Source organism: Luteimicrobium sp. NPDC057192, from assembly GCF_042670205.1.
GTDB lineage: Bacteria > Actinomycetota > Actinomycetes > Actinomycetales > Cellulomonadaceae > Luteimicrobium.
Window position 1 is genome coordinate 141,012 of record NZ_JBHUWD010000003.1, and the last position, 17,640, is coordinate 158,651.

12 protein-coding genes are annotated in these 17,640 nt (G+C 76.3%); 7 read left to right on the plus strand and 5 right to left on the minus strand.

Annotated features, from left to right (window positions below):
* Positions 1–3: 3 nt before the first annotated feature.
* Together ACFT5B_RS03210 and ACFT5B_RS03215 are read right to left on the minus strand one after the other, a co-directional pair.
* A complete protein-coding gene (locus ACFT5B_RS03210; RefSeq protein WP_386796534.1) occupies positions 4–1,632 on the minus strand; it encodes a S41 family peptidase in 1,629 nt (542 codons plus the stop codon).
* A gap of 6 nt (positions 1,633–1,638) precedes the next feature.
* Positions 1,639–3,198, minus strand: a complete 1,560-nt coding sequence (locus ACFT5B_RS03215; RefSeq protein WP_386796535.1) for an amidohydrolase family protein — start codon at positions 3,196–3,198, stop codon at positions 1,639–1,641.
* 192 nt (positions 3,199–3,390) lie between these two features.
* On the opposite strand from ACFT5B_RS03215, the gene recC reads away from it, so the two are divergent.
* Genes recC through recD form a run of 3 tightly spaced genes read left to right on the plus strand, consistent with a single transcriptional unit; the run spans position 3,391 to position 12,298 of the window.
* Positions 3,391–6,885 carry an exodeoxyribonuclease V subunit gamma gene (gene recC / locus ACFT5B_RS03220; RefSeq protein WP_386796536.1) on the plus strand — a complete coding sequence of 1,165 codons (3,495 nt, stop codon included), beginning with the start codon at positions 3,391–3,393 and terminating at the stop codon, positions 6,883–6,885.
* Entirely contained in the window at positions 6,882–10,388 is a 3,507-nt protein-coding gene (locus tag ACFT5B_RS03225; RefSeq protein WP_386796537.1) for a UvrD-helicase domain-containing protein, read from the plus strand. The genes recC and ACFT5B_RS03225 overlap by 4 nt, the downstream gene beginning before the upstream one ends.
* Positions 10,385–12,298, plus strand: a complete 1,914-nt coding sequence (gene recD / locus ACFT5B_RS03230; protein WP_386796538.1) for an exodeoxyribonuclease V subunit alpha — start codon at positions 10,385–10,387, stop codon at positions 12,296–12,298. The genes ACFT5B_RS03225 and recD overlap by 4 nt, the downstream gene beginning before the upstream one ends.
* Positions 12,299–12,453: 155 nt before the next feature.
* On the opposite strand, the gene ACFT5B_RS03235 is transcribed toward recD, so the two are convergent.
* Positions 12,454–13,245: an MBL fold metallo-hydrolase gene (locus ACFT5B_RS03235; RefSeq protein WP_386796539.1), complete on the minus strand. Its 792-nt coding sequence runs from the start codon at positions 13,243–13,245 to the stop codon at positions 12,454–12,456.
* 177 nt (positions 13,246–13,422) lie between these two features.
* On the opposite strand from ACFT5B_RS03235, the gene ACFT5B_RS03240 reads away from it, so the two are divergent.
* Both ACFT5B_RS03240 and ACFT5B_RS03245 read left to right on the plus strand, forming a co-directional pair.
* The gene (locus ACFT5B_RS03240) at positions 13,423–14,097 is read left to right on the plus strand and encodes a hypothetical protein (protein WP_386796540.1); all 675 of its coding nucleotides are present in this window, start codon (positions 13,423–13,425) and stop codon (positions 14,095–14,097) included.
* Positions 14,076–14,786, plus strand: a complete 711-nt coding sequence (locus tag ACFT5B_RS03245) for a hypothetical protein (RefSeq protein ID WP_386796541.1) — start codon at positions 14,076–14,078, stop codon at positions 14,784–14,786. The genes ACFT5B_RS03240 and ACFT5B_RS03245 overlap by 22 nt, the downstream gene beginning before the upstream one ends.
* A gap of 10 nt (positions 14,787–14,796) precedes the next feature.
* Here ACFT5B_RS03245 and ACFT5B_RS03250 read toward each other — a convergent pair whose 3' ends face one another.
* Complete coding sequence (locus ACFT5B_RS03250) at positions 14,797–15,306, minus strand: heme-degrading domain-containing protein (protein WP_386796542.1); 510 nt, start codon at positions 15,304–15,306, stop codon at positions 14,797–14,799.
* 74 nt (positions 15,307–15,380) lie between these two features.
* Here ACFT5B_RS03250 and ACFT5B_RS03255 point away from each other — a divergent pair, with 74 nt between their 5' ends.
* Positions 15,381–16,016, plus strand: a complete 636-nt coding sequence (locus ACFT5B_RS03255) for a DUF2510 domain-containing protein (protein ID WP_386796543.1) — start codon at positions 15,381–15,383, stop codon at positions 16,014–16,016.
* Positions 16,017–16,025: 9 nt separating this feature from the next.
* Here the strand turns inward: ACFT5B_RS03255 and nth are convergent, their stop codons facing one another.
* Positions 16,026–16,736: an endonuclease III gene (nth, locus tag ACFT5B_RS03260; protein ID WP_386796544.1), complete on the minus strand. Its 711-nt coding sequence runs from the start codon at positions 16,734–16,736 to the stop codon at positions 16,026–16,028.
* Between the two features lie 144 nt (positions 16,737–16,880).
* Between nth and ACFT5B_RS03265 the strand changes: the two genes are divergently transcribed.
* The gene (locus ACFT5B_RS03265) at positions 16,881–17,558 is read left to right on the plus strand and encodes a Crp/Fnr family transcriptional regulator (protein WP_386796545.1); all 678 of its coding nucleotides are present in this window, start codon (positions 16,881–16,883) and stop codon (positions 17,556–17,558) included.
* Positions 17,559–17,640 lie beyond the last annotated feature (82 nt).

Sequence of the window (17,640 nt, forward strand, 5' to 3'; positions counted from 1 at the left end):
GGGTCACTCGTCCCCGAGCACCTGCGCGCAGAAGCTCAGGAGGTCGGCGTTGCCGTCGAGCAGGTCCCGCTTGGTCATCGTGTAGGGGCGCCCGGCGACGCCCAGGTCCTCGAGCGGTATCCCGTCGCCCGCGGCCGACCGGACGGCGCGCCGGACGGCGACCGTCAGCCCACAGCCGGCAGGGAGCGCGGGCAGCGGGTCGTCCGTCCCCGCGGACGCGTCGCGGAGCTGCGCGTACGTCCACACGGTCGCGCCACCGCCGCCCGTGGCGTGCGCACCGGTTCCCGCGCCCACCGCCACGAGCCGCCCGACGCCGTTGTCGAGCCACCCGGCCGCGAACAGGTCGCCCGAGGAGTAGGTGGTCGCGTCGACGACGGCGACCGCCCGCCCCGGGTACGCGCGCGGCCGGTCCCGGCACCAGGCGGGGTCGGTGACCGGCAGGGGCTGCGAGTACACGTCACCCGTGGTGACGGCGTCCTGCAGCGAGGGGCTCCACGCCTCGAGCTCGAGCCGGTTGAACGGGCTGTCGGCGAGCTGGCGGGTCAGCGGCGTCGCGACGAGGCTGAATCGCGTGGGCAGGACGGGACCGTCCGTGAAGAGCTGCAGCAGCCGCTCGGCCGCCCACACGAGGCCGCCCGGGTTGCCACGGAGGTCCACCACGAGCCGCTCCTGCGGGAGGACCGCGAGCAGGGCGGCGACACGGTCCAGATAGGCGTCGTCGTCCTGGACGTCGAAGGACCACAGCCGCAGGTAGCCCGTGCGGTCGTCGAGGGCGCGGGCGGAGACGACGTCCTGCAGGGCGTCGTCTCGGGCGCCCGCGGCCTGGTCCGCACGCCACAGGTCCGTCGAGAACTGCATCTTCTTCGCCCGGCGCACGGCCTCGCCCGCCGGGTCGACGGCCAGCTTGCGGGCGAGGCGCGCGTCGTGGACGGCGGTCGCGGCGCGCCCCGGCGCGAGCACCCGCCAGTCGAACCGTGCCTCGCGCACGGTCCCGAGCCCACCCCCGCGGCGCACCGGCCGGTACCCGACGACGACCCACCACTCGTCCGGCGGCGGCCCGTAGTCGAGGGCGCGGAACGTCAGCGACTCGAGCGCCCGCGCCCGGCGCGCGTCCGGACGGCCACCCGTCTCGACGTCCGCATGGAGCTCGACGGCCCGCCCGATCGGCACCCCGTTCCACGACACCACCTCGGCACCGGGGCCGAAGTCGGCGGGTACCCCGTCGCCCTCGGAGACCTTCGACACGACGAACGTCGGGCCCGGTCCGTACGCCTCGACGAGGAACGGCAGCGTCGCGACCCGGCCGTGCAGCGGCGTCGGACCCGCGTAGCGGGTGTGGCGGTCACGCAGCCCCGCGACCACTCGCGTCAACGTCTGGTGGAACTCGGCGTCCGTCAGGTCCCCCGCCCGACGGCGCAGCAGCGCGAGCGCCTGCACCGGGTCCGTCGCGTACGCGGCGCGCTTGGCGGGCAGGTGGGCGTAGACGCCCTCGAGGACGGTCGCGAGCGCGTCGATCACCTGGAGCCGCTCGCCGCCGTCGAGGTGGGACGCTGCGGCGAGCCGGGGTGCGGCGTCGGCGAGGAGAGTGCCGCGCAGCGCGTCGGCCACGGGGGCGTGGGTCGTGGTGGTCACGGTCGCCTACCCGTAGTACCGGGCGAGCCCGTCGAGCAGGCCGCCGTGGAAGCCGCGCCCGCGGACGGAAGCCAGCCAGTCGGCGTCGTGCACGAGGGACTGCAGGGGCGGGACGACGACCTGGCCGAGGTCGTGCGGGAGGCCGCCGACCGGTCCCACGCCTGTCGGCATGTCGAGGGCGAGCTGCAGGCCGAGGTCGGGGCTGGCGTCGACGCCGCCCGCGCCGAACGCCTCCGCGCGCTCCTGCGCGACCTCGATCTCGTGCTTCGGGTCGGCGCGCACGGCTTCCAGGCGCGCCACCACGTCGTCCCACGCCCACGGCGTCGTGCCGTCGGTGGGGTCCGTCAGGACGAGGGCCATGGTGCGGTCGCCGACGCGAACCGTGGTGGGAGCCGGCGCCGCACCCGGCCTGGAGGCCGCGAGCGCCGGCGTCAGGAGCGGGGCCTCGCCGTAAACAGGCTTGCCGGCGACGACGACGAGACGGACGTCGTCCTCGGTCGCGCGGACGAGCGCGCGGTACGGGTTCGCGCGGGGCGTCGCGTCGAGCACGAGCAGGTCCGCGAGCGCGCCGGGCTCGAGCCTCCCGACCTGTCGCCCCCAGGCGCGGAACAGCACGTCACCGGGCGAGGACGTGACCATGCGGGCGAGGTCCTCGTCGGTGAGACCCCAGCCGAGGTGGCCGCTGACGAGCCGGGCGGCCTTGAGCTCGCCCAGCACGTTCTTGCTGCCCGACGGCGCCCAGTCGGCCCCGAGGCAGACGTCCAGTCCGGCGGCGCGGGCCGCGGGGACGTCGGTGGTCTGACCGTAGAGCCAGAGGTTCGAGAAGGGGCTCCACGCGACGGCGCCGGCGTCGGTCCAGTCGGCGAACCGGCCGGCCGGCACCGAGGTCGCGTGCACCGCGACGAACCGGGGCTGCAGGCACCCGGCCGCTTCGGCGTCGTCGTACTCGCGGGCGACGATGCTGCCCTGCTGCCCTTCCCCGCAGTGGTAGACGAACGCCGACCCGGCGCGCATCTTGTTGGCGCGGTCCGCGAGCACGGCCGGGGTCGCGGTGAGGACGGACGCGAGGACGAGGTTGCGGTTCCCGGTGCCGAAGGACTCGTCGTCGATGTTGCGCACGAGCCAGCCGTCGCGCGGGCGGTTGCTCGGCGGCGAGCCCTGGATCGACGTGGTCCCGCCGACGAGCGCCTTGACCTCGACGTAGGCCAGCAGCTCCGCCGGGCAGGCGGTGATGAACGCGTACGCCGGCCACGTCGTCGACGCCGCGTACGACGCCGCGCGCGGCCACGCGTCGTGGTGCGGCCACGGGGTGGCCCGGGTCGGCTCGGCCCACAGCGGCAGCGTGTTGTACGCGAGGTGGTTGTGCAGGTCCACGAGGCCGGGCAGGACGAGCGAGTGCCCCACGTCGACGACGGGTGCGCCGCGCAGCTCTGCGGGTCCCTTCGCGGTGCCGCGCGTGACGGCGGCGATCGTCCCGTCGTCGCGGACCCAGACGCGGCCGCTGAACGCGGCAGGAACGTCGTCGGCCATCGTGACGATGCGTCCGTGGATCGCCCAGCCCGACATGTGCGCCTCCTTCGGCACAGGACTCCTTGCTCCGAGGGAGCCGTGCCGCGGGCTGCCCGGGACGGCTGGGCCGGGTGAACTCCGTGAGGCGGGGCCACCCCCAGGCGCCGAGATCTCCTGCTCGTGCACAGGCGCGGGGACGAGCGCGGGTCGGCACGCGGCCCGTCGGCGGGCGCTGCTACGGTCCGGGACATGACCACGACGGCGCAGCCCCCGGCCCTGTTCGCGGTGCCGCGCACGAGTCGTCTGCGAGTCCACACGTCGGAGCGCGCGGACGTCCTGGTCGACGAGCTGGCCACGGTGCTGGCTGCCGACCCGCCGTCGGACCCGTTCGCCGCGGAGGTCGTCGCCGTCCCGACGCGTGGGGTCGAGCGGTGGGTCGCCCAGCGGCTGTCGCACCGGCTCGGCACCGGTCCCGGCGGCGAGGCCGGAGTGTGCGCGAACGTCGTCTTCGACTCGCCGGCGCGCGTGCTGCACGGCGTCGTCGCCACGGCCGGTGGGGTCGACCCGGACGCCGACCCGTGGGACCGAGAGCGCCTGGCCTGGCACGTGCTGCGTGCCATCGACAGCGGGATCGAGGACGGCGAGCCGTGGGCCGCGCCCCTCGCTCGCTTCCTCACGGACCCGCCGGGTCCGTCGGCCGCGGACGGCGTCAGGGCGGGGCGCCGGATGCGCCTCGCACAGCGGGTCGCGGCGCTGTTCGCCGAGTACGGGTCGCAGCGACCGTCGCTCGTCACGGCGTGGGCGGACGGCCGGGACGACGACGGTGCCGGCACCCCCCTCGCCCCGGACCTGACCTGGCAGCCCCACCTGTGGCGGGCGGTCCGGGACTCCGCCGCGGTGCCCAGTCCCCCCGAGCGGCTCGCGACGGCGGCCCAGGTGCTGCGCGCCGACCCCGGCGTCGTCGACCTGCCGGCGCGCCTGTCGGTCTTCGGCCCGACGCGGCTCGCGGAGGCGCACCTGGACGTGCTCGACGCCCTCGCGGCGCACCGCGACGTGCACCTCTGGCTGCCCCACCCCTCCCGAGCGCTGTGGCGCCGGGCGACCGAGACCGGCGACGGCCTGCGCAGCGGGCCCGCGCCTCGCCGAGCGGCGGTACCGTCGGCCGCGACGCACCCTCTGCTGGGGTCGCTCGCGCGCGACGCGACCGAGCTCAGCGTCCGGCTCGCGGCGCGGGACGCCGAGGTCACGCACCACCCGGCCCCTCCGCCGCCGAGCACGGTCCTGGGGACGCTCCAGGCGGCGCTGCGCGCCGACGCCCGTCCCGTCCCGGGCGAACGGCCGACGGCGCTGCCTGCGGACCGGACGATCGAGGTGCACGCCTGCCACGGCCGGTCGCGCCAGGTCGAGGTGCTCCGCGAGGTCGTCGTGGGCCTGCTCGCGGACGACCCGACGCTCCAGCCGCGCGACGTCGTCGTGCTGTGCCCCGACGTCGAGGCGTTCGCGCCGCTCGTGACCGCGACGTTCGGCGCCGCGTCCACGGAGACGACCGACGCCGCACCGCACCCGGGGCGCACGCTCCGCGTCCGGATCGCGGACCGCTCGCCGGCCCGCACCAACCCGCTGCTGCGCGCCGTCGCGGACCTGCTCGCGCTCGCAGGGTCGCGCGTCACGGCGTCGGCGCTGGTGGACCTCGCGGGTCTGGACGCGGTCCGGCGACGGTTCCGGCTCGACGACGAGGACCTCGAGCGGCTGCGGACGTGGACGCTCGAGTCCGGGGTCCGGTGGGGCGAGGACGCGACGCGGCGCGGGCGTTTCGGCGTGCGGGTGGGTCAGGGCACCTGGTCGGCGGCGATGGACCGCCTCCTCCTCGGCGTCGCGATGTCCGACGAGGACTACCGACACCTCGACGCGACGCTCCCGCTCGACGACGTCGGCAGCACCGACGTCGACCTCGCCGGGAGGTTCGCGGAGCTCGTCGACCGGGTGACCGGCCTGCTCGCCGAGCTCGAGGGTGCCCGCCCCGCCGCCGGGTGGTTCGACGCGCTCGACCGGGCGCTGGTCCTGCTCACCGACACCGCACCGGCGGACCAGTGGCAACGGGTCGAGGCTCGGGCGGTCCTCGCCGACGCTCGGGCGAGCGCGGGCGCGTCGCCCGACGCGACTCTCCGCCTGCCCGACGTCGTCGCCCTCCTCGAGCGGCGGCTCGGCGGACGTCCCACGCGCGCGGGCTTCCGGACGGGCGCGCTCACCGTGTGCTCGCTCGAGCCGATGCGCGCCGTCCCGCACCGCGTCGTGTGCCTCCTGGGGCTCGACGACACCGCGTTCCCGCGCGTCGGGAGCCCGAGCGGCGACGACGTGCTCGCGCGCGACCCGCTCGTGGGCGAGCGGGACCGCCGCTCCGAGGACCGCCAGCTCTTCCTCGACGCGGTCCTCGCCGCGACCGACCACCTCGTCGTCGTCCACTCGGGCGCGGACGAGCGGACGGGACGCCCGCTGCCGCCCGCCGTGCCGGTGGGCGAGCTGCTGGACGCGGTGGACGAGTGCGTGGTCTTCCCTCCCGGCCCGGACGGCGGCGCGGCCGACGCTCGCGAGACGCTCGTCGTGCGCCACCCGCTCCAGACGGTCGACGAGCGCAACTTCGAGCCCGGGCAGCTCGGCCGTCCGGGCCCGTTCAGCTTCGACGTCGTCGAGCGCCGGGCGGCCCTCGTCGGCCGGGAGCCGCGCACCGAGCGTCCGGCCCTGCTCGAGTCCCCGCTTCCACCGCTCCCGGACGACGACGCGACCCTCGGCCTCGAGGGCCGCACGGGCCTCGTCCCGACGCTGGAGCACCCGGTCAAGTCGTTCGTCCGCGACCGGCTCGGCGTCTCGCTCCCGCGCGACGAGAACGACCTCGACGACCGGCTGCCGCTCGAGCTCGACGGCCTCGACGGGTGGGCGGCGGGCGACCGGATCCTGTCGGCCGTCCTGGACGGCACGGACCTGGGCGTGGCGGCGAGCGCCGAGCGGCTGCGCGGCAAGATGCCGCCCGGGCGGCTCGGCTCGGCCGTCCTCCAGGGGGTCGCGGACAACGTCGCGGCTGTGGCCGCCGAGGCGGTGCCGTTCGTGCGCGCGCCGGCGTCGACCCTCGACGTCACGACGCTGCTCCCCGACGGGCGGACGCTCGTCGGCACAGTGGCCGGCGTGCGGGACGTCGACGGGCGGGGCGGCACCGTCGTCCGTGCCCTGTACTCGCGGCTCGGCCCCAAGCACCGGCTCCGGGCGTGGGTCCAGCTCCTCGCGCTCGTGGCGGGCGGCGCGCCGGTGTCGTCGGCGGTGACCATCGGCCGCGGGCAGGGCCACCGGCCCACGGCGACCGCGCGCCGGCTCGTCGCGCCGTCCCGCGGCGAGGCTCTCGACCTGCTCGGGCGGCTGGTGGCGGTGCGCGACCTCGCTCTGCGCGAGCCTCTGCCGCTGCCTGTCGACCAGGCCGAGCGGTACGCGAGCCGCCGGGCCGACGGCGAGGAACCGGGCGCGATCCTGCGCGACCTCGACCGCCGCCTCGACGATGAGCGCAACCGTTTCCGCCGGGACGACGAGTACCACGTCCTCGCGTGGGGCGAAGGCTGGCACCTGACGAGCGTCGCGGGCACCGCGTCCGACGGCGAGCGCCGCCACGTCTCCGACGAGGCGACCCGGCTCGGGGTGCTCGCGCGGTTCGTGTGGGACCCGTTGCTGGCGCACGAACGCACGGAGGGATCGGCATGAGCGCGGCCACGAGCGGCGGGCCGGTGGGGCTCGGGACCGAGGACGCCCCGGCCGTCTTCGACGTGTGCGGGCCGCTGCCGCGGGGCACGACCGTCCTCGAGGCGAGCGCCGGGACCGGCAAGACGTACACGATCGCCGCGCTCACGACCCGCTACGTCGCCGAGGGCTTCGCCGAGCTCCCCGAGCTGCTCGTCGTGACGTTCGGGCGGATGGCGACGAGCGAGCTGCGCGACCGCGTGCGGGAACGCCTCGTCACGACCGAGCGCGCGCTGCGCGAGCCGGGCGCGCGGACGAGCGGCGACCCGGTGGTGCGGTTGCTCGCCGACGTCGACGACGCCGAGCTGGCGCGCCGACAGGCGCGGCTCGCGGTGGCGCTGACCCAGGTCGACGCGGCCACGATCACGACGACGCACGGCTTCTGCCAGCAGATGCTCGCGGCGCTCGGGACGTCGACGTCGGGCGGGGTCGTCGAGCCCGGGACGCCGCTCCTGCCGGACGTCGCGGACCTCGAGGCGGAGGTCGTGGACGACCTCTACCTGCGCAAGTACGCGGGGGTCGACCGTGCGACGCTCACGGTGAAGAACGCGCGCGAGGTCGTGCGCAACGCGATCTCCGACCACGCCGCCGTGCTCGCCCCCGACGACGCACCGCCGGGCAGCGCCGCGGCCGACCGGTACGGCATCGCCCGAGCGGCGCGGGCGGAGCTGGAGCGCCGCAAGCGCCTCGCTCACCTCGTCGACTACGACGACCTGCTCGTCCTCCTGCGGGACGCGCTCACGGACCCGGTCTCCGGGTCCGCCGCCGTCGAGCGGGTCCGGGCCCGGTACCGGGTGGTGCTCGTCGACGAGTTCCAGGACACCGACCCGGTCCAGTGGGAGATCCTGCGGGCCGCGTTCCACGACCGCCCGGACGCGGCGAGCGCGCTCGTCCTCGTCGGCGACCCCAAGCAGGCGATCTACGCGTTCCGCGGCGCCGACGTCCACACCTATCTCGCGGCCCGGGCCGACGCGACGGCGTCCACGCTCGGCCGCAACTGGCGCACGGACGCGCCCGTGCTCGAGGGCCTCGCGCACCTGTTCGACGGCGCCGCCCTGGGCGACCCGCGCATCGTCGTCCACCCGGTCGAGGCCGCGCGCCGGGGCCGCCGGCTCGAGGGCGGGCCGCCGGTCCTCGTGCGGCGTGTGGCGCGCGCCGCGGTCGGGGCGAGCGCGAGCGGCAAGGCGCCGAGCGTCGGTCCGGTGCGCGAGGTCGTCGTCGCGGACGTCGCCGCGCAGGTCGTGCGCACGCTCGACGGGACCCGCCTGCGCGCCGACCCGGGAGTCGAGGCGTGGCGGCCTGCGGTGCCCGGGGACGTGGCGGTCCTGGTCCGCACGAACGGCCAGGCCCTCGCCGTCCGCGACGCGCTCACCGACGCGGGCGTGCCTGCCGTGATCTCGGGCCTGTCGAGCGTCTTCGGGTCGCCCGCGGCCCGGGACTGGCTCGTGCTCCTCAACGCGCTCGCGAGCACGGGTGACCCCGGCCGGGTCGCCGCCGCGGCGCTCACGCCGTTCGTCGGGTGGGACGCCCTGCGGCTCGCCGAGGCCGACGACGCCGCGCGCGAGGACCTCGCCGACCTGCTGCGCGAGTGGTCGCACGTGCTCGACGAGCAGGGGGTCGCGGCGCTCGTCCAGGCGACGACGGCCCACGGCCTGCACGAGCGGCTGCTGCGGCGCACCGCCGGTGAGCGCACGTTGACGGACGTCCGGCACGTCGCGGAGGTCCTGCACGCGACCATGCGCGACACGGGGCTCGGCGCGACCGCGCTCGTCGAGTGGCTCCGGGCCCGCATCCAGGACGCCGGGTCGGACTACGCGGAGGAGCGGAGCCGCCGCCTCGAGACGGACGCGGCCGCCGTCCAGGTCGTGACGGTGCACGCCGCCAAGGGCCTCGAGTACCCCGTCGTGCTGGTCCCGTTCGCCTGGGACCGGTTCCTCCCGCGTGATCCCGAGCTGCTCCACCTCCACGACGCGCAGGGCACGCGACGCCTCCACGTGGGCGGTCGCGGCAGCCCCGGGTACGACGACGCCGTCGGCCGCCACCGGACCGAGGAGGCCGGCGAGGACCTGCGGCTCGCCTACGTCGCGCTGACCCGCGCCGCCAGCCAGGTCGTCGTCTGGTGGGCGCCGACGGGCCTCAACTCCGCCGCGGGGGCGCTCGGGCGTCTCGTGCTCGGAGAGCGCGACGTCGACGGCAGCCCGAACGCGACGGCCCGCGTCCCCTCGGACCCCGACGCGCAACGGGCGTTCGACGCCCTCGCCGCTGCCAGCGACGGGACGATCGTGCACGAGACCGTGTCCGCACGACCGGCGCCGGCCCGCTGGACGCCGCCGCCCGGCGACCGCCCCGAGCTCGAGGTCGCGCGCCTGCGCCGCGCCGTCGACACCGCGTGGCGGCGCACGTCGTACTCCGGGCTCACGGCCTCCGCGCACGACGCCGGACCGGCCGGGCCGGGCGCACCCCCGCGCGCGGGCGTCACGGACGAGCCGGAGAACCCGGGCATCACCGACGAGCCCGAGGAACCCACCGAGGTGGTCGAGGGCTGGTCGTCCGGGTCCGACCCGGCCGACGCCGCCCTGCGCGCGGTGCCCTCGCCGCTCGCCGACCTCCCCGGCGGGACGGCGTTCGGGACGCTCGTCCACGCGGTCCTCGAGCACACCGACACCACGGCGGACGACCTGCTCGCGGAGGTCCGGGCCCGGTGCGAGGAGACGGGCCTCGCGCCGGGGATCGGGGTGCAGCCCAGCCGACTCGCCCAGGCGCTGCTGCCCGTGCTGCACACGCCGTGCGGCCCGCTCCTGGGCGGGCGGTCGCTCGCCGACCTCGCGCCGCGCGACCGGCTCGCGGAGCTGGACTTCGAGCTGCCGCTCGCGGGCGGCGACCTGCCCCGGCCGGGCGTCGGGCACGCGCCGCGGCTGCGCGACGTCGCCGACCTCCTGCGAGCCCACCTCGACCCCGGCGACGCGTTCGCGGCCTACGCCGAGCGGCTCGACGAGCTCGGCACGGAGGAGGTGCGCGGGTACCTCACCGGCAGCATCGACGCCGTGCTGCGGGTCCCGGCCACGCCCGGAGCGACGGCTTCCGGGGACCACCGGTACGTCGTCGTCGACTACAAGACGAACCGGCTCGCGCCGCCCGACGAGCAGCTCACGGCCTGGCACTTTCGGCCGGACGCGCTCGTCGCGGGGATGATCGACTCCCACTACCCGCTGCAGCTCCTCCTCTACACGGTCGCGCTGCACCGGTACCTGCGCTGGCGGCTCCCGGGCTACGACCCGGACCGCAACCTCGGGGGTGGGGTCTACCTGTTCGTGCGCGGGATGTGCGGCCCGGGGACGCCGGTCGTCGACGGGGCGCCGTGCGGGGTGCTGTCGTGGCGGCCGCCGACGTCGCTCGTCGTCGCCCTGTCGGCACTGCTCGACGGTGTGGCGCCGGACCGCCGGGCGACGGACGGAGGACGGTCATGAGCGCGGTGACGGACGTCGTCGACGGGGACCCGAGAACGCCGTGGCGCGCCGGTCCGCTCCTCGGGTCCTTCGCGCGGGCGGGCGTGCTGACCTCGGCGGACGTGCGGACGGCCGAGCGGCTCGGCGCGCTGACCGGCGAGGACGACGAGGTCGTCCGCCTCGCGGCCGCGCTCGCGGTGCGGGCGCTGCGCTCCGGGTCGGCGTGCGTCGACCTCCGCGACGTGCGGACCCTCGTGGCGGAGGACGTCGACGAGGCGGCGCCGGACACGCTCGCCCCGGACGACACGGGTGCGGCGCGGACTCCCGTCGCCGAGCTCCCGTGGCCCGACGAGGCCGGCTGGGAGGCCGCGCTGCGGCGGAGCCCGCTGGTGGCCGACGGCGTCGACGGACCGGCGGACCGACCGGTACGGCTCGTCGACCACCGCCTCTACCTCGACCGCTACTGGCGCGACGAGCAGGTCGTCCGGGTCGCGGTCGAAGAACGGCTCGCCTCACCGCTCCCGGTGGACGAGGCCGCCCTCGACGCCGCGCTGGCCCGCTACTTCCCGGGCAGGGCGGACGACCGGCAGCGTCTGGCCGCCGCGACCGCAGCCCGCTCCCGCCTCACGGTGCTCACGGGAGGCCCGGGCACCGGGAAGACGACGACCGTGGCCCGCCTCGTGGCGACGCTGCGCGACACGCTCGACACGGACGCCCAGCCGCTGCGCGTCGCCTTCTGCGCCCCGACCGGCAAGGCCGCGGCCCGGCTCCAGGAGGCCGTCGACACCGAGCTCGCACGGCTGGGGGCCGGCACCGTCCACGCGACGACGATCCACCGTCTGCTCGGGTCGCGCCCGGACTCGCGCACCCGGTTCCGACACGACCGCGCCAACCGGCTGCCGCACGACGTCGTCGTCATGGACGAGGCGTCGATGGTGTCGCTCCCGCTGCTGGCGCGCGTCCTCGAGGCGCTGCGGCCCGACGCGCGGCTCGTGCTCGTCGGCGACCGGCACCAGCTCGCGTCCGTCGAGGTCGGCGCGGTCCTGGGGGACCTGGTCGACCGGCTCGCGTCGCCCGTCGGCCACCGCGCCCCGGACGACCCGGACGACCTCGTCGGCGCCGACGGCACCGACGGCACCGACGGCGCGGCGACGGGCCGTCACCCCGGCGCCGTGGTCGAGCTGGTCGTACGGCACCGGTTCGGCGCCGAGCTGGGCGCGCTCGCCGACGCGATCAACGCCGGCCGCCCCGACGACGCCCTCGAGCTCCTGCGCGCGGGCGGCGCCCACGTCGAGCTCGTCGAGCTCACCGACGACGTGGTCCGCGAGACCGACGTCCCCCAGGTCCGGGACGACGTCGCAGCCGCGGGCGCCGCGGTGACCGCGGCCGCCCACGCGGGCGACGCGGCCGCTGCGCTCACCGCTCTGGGCGCGCACCGCCTCCTCGTCGCGCACCGTCGCGGGCCCGCGGGGGTCGTCCGCTGGGCGGCGCTCGCGCAGGGCTGGGTGGCCGAGGCGACGGGCCTGCGCGAGACCGGGCCGTGGCCCCTCGGGCGGCCCGTGCTCGTCACGACGAACGACCGCACGACGGGGCTCTCGAACGGCGACACCGGTGTCGTCGTCGACGACGGCGAGGGCGGCGCGGTCGTCGCCTTCGGCGAGCCAGGCAACCCCCGGCTGGTACGGCCGCACCGGCTGCCCGCCGTCGAGCCGGTGCACGCGATGACGGTCCACCGCGCGCAGGGCAGCCAGTTCACGCGCGTGACCGTCGTGCTGCCGCCCGCCGACTCGCCTCTGCTGACCCGCGAGCTCCTCTACACGGCGGTCACGCGCGCCCAGGAGCTCGTGCGCGTCGTCGGGACCGCGGACGCCGTGCGCGCCGCCGTCGAACGGCCGGTCCGTCGCGCCAGCGGGCTCAGGTTCGCCCGCTGACCCTGCTCACCCCTACCCCCGGCGCGGCCGACCGTACGGTGACCCACCGCACCCGGCGCCGACCCCTGGGGTTGTCGACCGTTCTCGGGCCGACCATGCGTGTACGCGCATGGTCGAGGAGCCTCTGAGGTGCGTGATCGCATGCTCGGCGCGGGTCAGTGCCGCAGCGCCCGCGCCAGCTCGACCAGCGCCGCATGGACCTCCGCCATGCCGGGGTTCGCCCGCCGTGGGTCGTCCGGGTCGCGCCCGGCGAGCAGTGCCTCGAGGTACCGGCGGTCCGCGTCGAGCCGTGTCATCCCTTCCGAGGACGGCGTCCCGTGCCCGGGCACGACGACATCCGCGCGGGCCACGTACGGCGCGAGGCGGTCGAGCCCGTCGAGGTAGGCGGCCAGGTCGTCGGGCTCGAACAGGAGCGGGAGCTCGACGTCGCTCAGCATGTCGCCGGCGACCAGGACCTGCGCTCTCGCCAGCCAGACTGGGGCGTGGCCGGGCGCGTGCGCGTCGTGGACGACGAGCTCGGGGTCGCCGGGCAGCAGGGGCGGGGTCGCGGGCCACGGCCGTACGCGCCCGACGAGGTCCAGCAGGTCCGGCGTCCACGGGTGCGGGCCGGCGTCGGCGGAGCCCTCGCCGCTGACCAGCGCGGTCTGGAGCGTGTCCCGGCGGCCGCGGGCGAGCGAAGCGGCGGGCGCCGAGGCCCAGCGGGGTGCCGCGCCGAACCGCGGGTGCCACAGCAGGTGGTCGTGGTGGGCGTGGGTCGCGATCCCGCCGACGACGCGGAGCGCGCGGGCATCGAGCGCGTCCGCCAGCCCGGCGAGCTCGTCGGGGTGCCAGGCCGGGTCGACGAGGAGGGCCTCGCCCCGGCGCACGGCCACCGTCGACGTGGTCGTCATCGTCCGGCTGGTGGCGACGAGCACCCCCGGCGCGACCTCGACGAGCACCCGTGGCACCGCGCGACCGTAACATCGGCGGCTCCGCACCGCCCGGCGTCGTGCGGACCTTCGGGCGGGATCACGGCAGCCGCGCGAGCGCTCGGGCGCCACCCCCAGGCGCCGGTCCACGCGGCCTGTGCACAGGGGGCGTCCGGTCCGACGCACGGCCGCGCGACAGGCCGCCAGACTCCCGGCATGAGCCCGACCCGCACCGACGTCGCCCGGCGTCGTCCGCCCGACCGTCCCGCCGACCGCGCCTCCGGCCGTCCGCCGCTGCGCACCTCCCCAGCCGTCCGCCCCGGCAGCCTCCGCGCCGTGTGGCAGGAGCACCTCGACACCTACGACGCCGCCGACTGCGCCCGCTTCGGGGCCGGCGCCCCCGGCCACGAGCACGGCCGGCTCCTGGCGGCCGAGGTGCCCGAGACCCTGGAACCGTTCGTCCGCGGCACGCTCGTCGACACCCCCGGCCCGACGGACATCGTCCCGTTCACCCGCCTCGACGGCGACGCCGCGGCGGTTCTCCTCGACGTGCTCCCCGCCGGGCTGCTCACCGACCGGCAGAACGACGCCCCGAGCCTGCGCGCGATCCTCGACGCGACCGCCACCCGCCCCGACCGGCTCGAGGTCCACGGCTACGCCGTCGGGCCGGGGCGCTGCGACGAGCGCCTCACCGCCGAGGGCGTGTACGTCCGCTACGACGACGACGTCCGCCTCCCCCGCCGCCACGACGACGGCTGCGACTGCGAGCGCCTGTGGTCGTACGTGGTGGACGAGCTCGGGCTCGACGACGACGGTGCGCGCCGCCCGGACGAGATCCTGCCGACCTACCGGGTCGACGACGAGCGCTGGTGGCGGCTGTGGTGGGACTGACGCCGGCGCTGCGCGCGGGGGCGGCGTGGGCCCGCCGGCACACGCGTCGGATCGCGGGGGTGGCAGCCGTCCTCGTGGTCGTGGGTGTGACCGCGGTGGCGCTCGTCGCCGGCCACGACGCGTCCGAGGGGCAGCCCGCGACGACCGGCGGACCGCAGCTGCCGGACCGGCTCGAGCGCTCCGCCCGCCCCGCGGACCTCGAGCGTTCGGACGAGCGCGGCGCGGTCGCGGCGGCCATCTACGTGCTGGAGCTCGAGCCGTACGGCCTGCGCAGCGGCGACTGGCACGAGTTCGCGCGCCTCTGCTCGACGCAGAGCGGCTGGTGCCGCGACAAGGCCGCGTCGATGCGCGGCGTCACGGCGGGCGCGGTCCGCTACGACGGCTGCGACGCCCGGGCCGAGGCCGTGCGGACGACCCCCACGGACGCGCCGGACACCTTCGTCGTGACGGTCGCCCACCGGCAGGCGGCGTGCGTGCGGCACGCGCTCGCCCCGACGCCCGCCACCACTGCGACCGCCGCCGGGGCCGGGCCGACCACCGCTGCCGGGCCCGCCGCCGGTACGGACGACGCCGCGGCGTCGGACGTGTACGGGGGCAACGACGACCCGGGCGCGCTGCCCGACCTCCTCGACCTCACGGTCCGGCACGGCACCGCGGGCTGGCAGGTGGTCCGGGCGAGCCTCGCGTGAGCCCCGGCGATCAACCCGCGGCGCTCAGGAACTCCCGGATGCCCGCGACGACGAGCTCGTGGTCGTCGTGCTGCGAGAGCCCCGACACCGCGACCGACCCGACGACGCCCACCCCCGCGACCCGCACGGGGAACGCCCCGCCCGCGGCGGCGTACTCGAGGAACGGCAGCTCGTGGGCCTGCCCGAACGTGCGCCCCCGTGCCACCTCGCGCAGGTTCGCCAGGTACGTGGAGACCCCGAACCGCGCGACCACCCGCGACTTCCGCTCGACCCACGAGTCGTTGTGCGCGCTCGTGCCGTCGAGCGCGGCGTGGAAGAGCTGCTGCTCACCGCGCCGGACGTCCACGACGACGGCCAGGCCGCCGGCCCTCGCCCGCTCGACGAGCAGGCAGCCGAGCCGCCACGCGTCGTCGTTCGTGAAGGTCCGGAAGACGAGCTCGTGCTCCTGGTCCTGGAGGGTTGCGATGGTCGCGGACAGGTCGTCGTCGGGCTTCGGGGTCGCGGGTGCGTCGGTCGCCATGACGGCATCGTCCCACCGGTCGGCGTGCCGGTATGCTCCGACCACTCGCCTCAGCGAAGCGTCGACGGAGGAACATGACGATCCCCGCACCCGGGTGGTATCCGGACCCCTACCGCGCCGGGATGCTGCGCTGGTTCGACGGGCACGGGTGGACCGAGCACGTCGCCCCCCTCCCGGGCGGCCCGCAGGCGGTAGGCGACCCGTACCAGGCCGCACCGGTGGCCCCGTCCACCGCGGTCCCCGCACGGAAGCGGCTCCCGGACCACGTCCGCGCCCTGATCGTCCTGGGAGCGTTGGCGGCCGTCGTCCTGGTGGGCGCGGTCGGCGCGTTCGTGTCCCGACAGCTCGGCGAGGCGTGGGACCGGGCGGTCGTCTCCGCCCAGCAGCAGGGCGCCTCCGACGGCGCCGGCGCCCCCGGCGCGGGTACGCCGGCCGACGACTGGCGCGTGACGTGCGACGACGTCCGCACCGAGATCATGAACCACCTCGGCGACTACTGGGAGGTGCCCGAGCTGCAGCCGTCGACGCTCACGAACGCCGAGGTCGTCCAGGACCGCCAGCTCACCGTGGAGATCCCGGCCCCGGGAAAGCCCGCCGTCTGGGTGCTCGAGTGCCGGTTCGACGGGGCGTTCGACGCCGGACGCGTCGCCGACGTCTGGGCCGACGTGATGCTCTACCCGGACGGCGGCCTCGAAGTCAGGATCGACTGACCGCTCGCGTCAGCCCGCGATCCCAGCGGACGGGCACAGGGCCGCCACCGAACAACCCCCGCAGTTCGGCTTCCGCGCGAAGCAGCACCGCCGCCCGTGGAAGATCAGCCGGTGCGACATCATCGTCCACTCGGGCCGCTCGATCAGGTCCCCGAGCGCCGTCTCGATCTTCACCGGGTCCGTCTCCTCGGTCCACCCGAGCCGCCGCGACACGCGCTTCACGTGCGTGTCCACGGTGATTCCCGGCACCCCGAACGCGTTCCCCAGCACGACGTTCGCCGTCTTCCGGCCCACACCCGGCAACGTCACCAGGTCCTCCAACCGGCCCGGGACCTCACCGCCGAACCGCTCCACCAGCGCCTGCCCCAGCCCCATGAGCGACGCCGACTTCGCCCGGAAGAACCCGAGCGGCTTGAGGATCCCCTCGAGCTCCTCCCGGTCCGCACCCGCATACGCCGCGGCGTCCGGGAACCGGCGGAACAGCGTCGGCGTCACCTGGTTCACGCGCACGTCCGTCGTCTGCGCCGACAGCACCGTCGCCACCAGCAGCTCCAACGGGTTCGTGAAGTCCAGCTCGCACCGCGCGTCCGGGTACGTCTCCGCGAGCTCCCGGTCCACCCGGCGTGCCCGGCGGACCAGACCCAGGTGCGTCGTCGGCGGCTTCGCCGGGACGATCCGCGGCGCCGCAGCGGACGAGGAACCCTTCACGGAGGCTGCCATGCCGACACCCTACGACCCACCTGACCGCATGACCTCGCAAGATGCGGCAGACTGTAGGTGACCGCGACGGCGTCGCGCCGGACAGCGGCCAACCCCAGCCGGCCCTCCCCGAAACGCCGGCGACGACGACGAAGGACCACAGGCGTGGACGACGAGGTTGTTCTCAAAGCCCCCCTCTTCGCAACCATGGAACCCGAAGAGACCCGCAAGCTCTTCGAGTCGATGCAGAAGGTCACGCTCGGACGAGGCGACGTCCTCTTCCACGAGGGCGAGCCCGGCGACCGTCTCTACGTGATCGCGCGAGGCAAGATCAAGCTCGGCCGACGAGCCCCCGACGGACGCGAGAACCTCCTCTCCGTCCTCGGCCCCGGCGAGATGTTCGGCGAGCTCTCCCTGTTCGACCCCGGGCCCCGCACCGCCACCGCGTCCGCCGTGTCCGACGCGCTGCTGTACGAGCTCCACAACAAGCAGCTCATCGCGTGGCTCACCGAGCACCCCGGCGTCTCCGGGCACCTGCTCCGCGCCCTCGCGCAGCGCCTGCGCCGCACCAACGACTCCCTCGCCGACCTCGTCTTCTCCGACGTCCCCGGCCGCGTCGCCAAGGCCCTCCTCGACCTCGCCGGCAAGTTCGGCGAGCCCACCGCCGACGGCGTCCGCGTCGCCCACGACCTCACGCAGGAAGAGCTCGCGCAGCTCGTCGGGGCGTCCCGCGAGACCGTCAACAAGGCGTTGGCGGACTTCACGCAGCGCCATTGGGTGAGGCGTGAGGGCCGGGCGGTCGTCCTCCTCGACGTGGACCGCCTGGAGCGTCGCGCGCGGTAGGTGTCTTGTGGTCACCTCCGCGGACCGGGTGGGGGATGTCGCGCATGTACGACGACGGCGGTCGCCCTTCGTGGGCGACCGC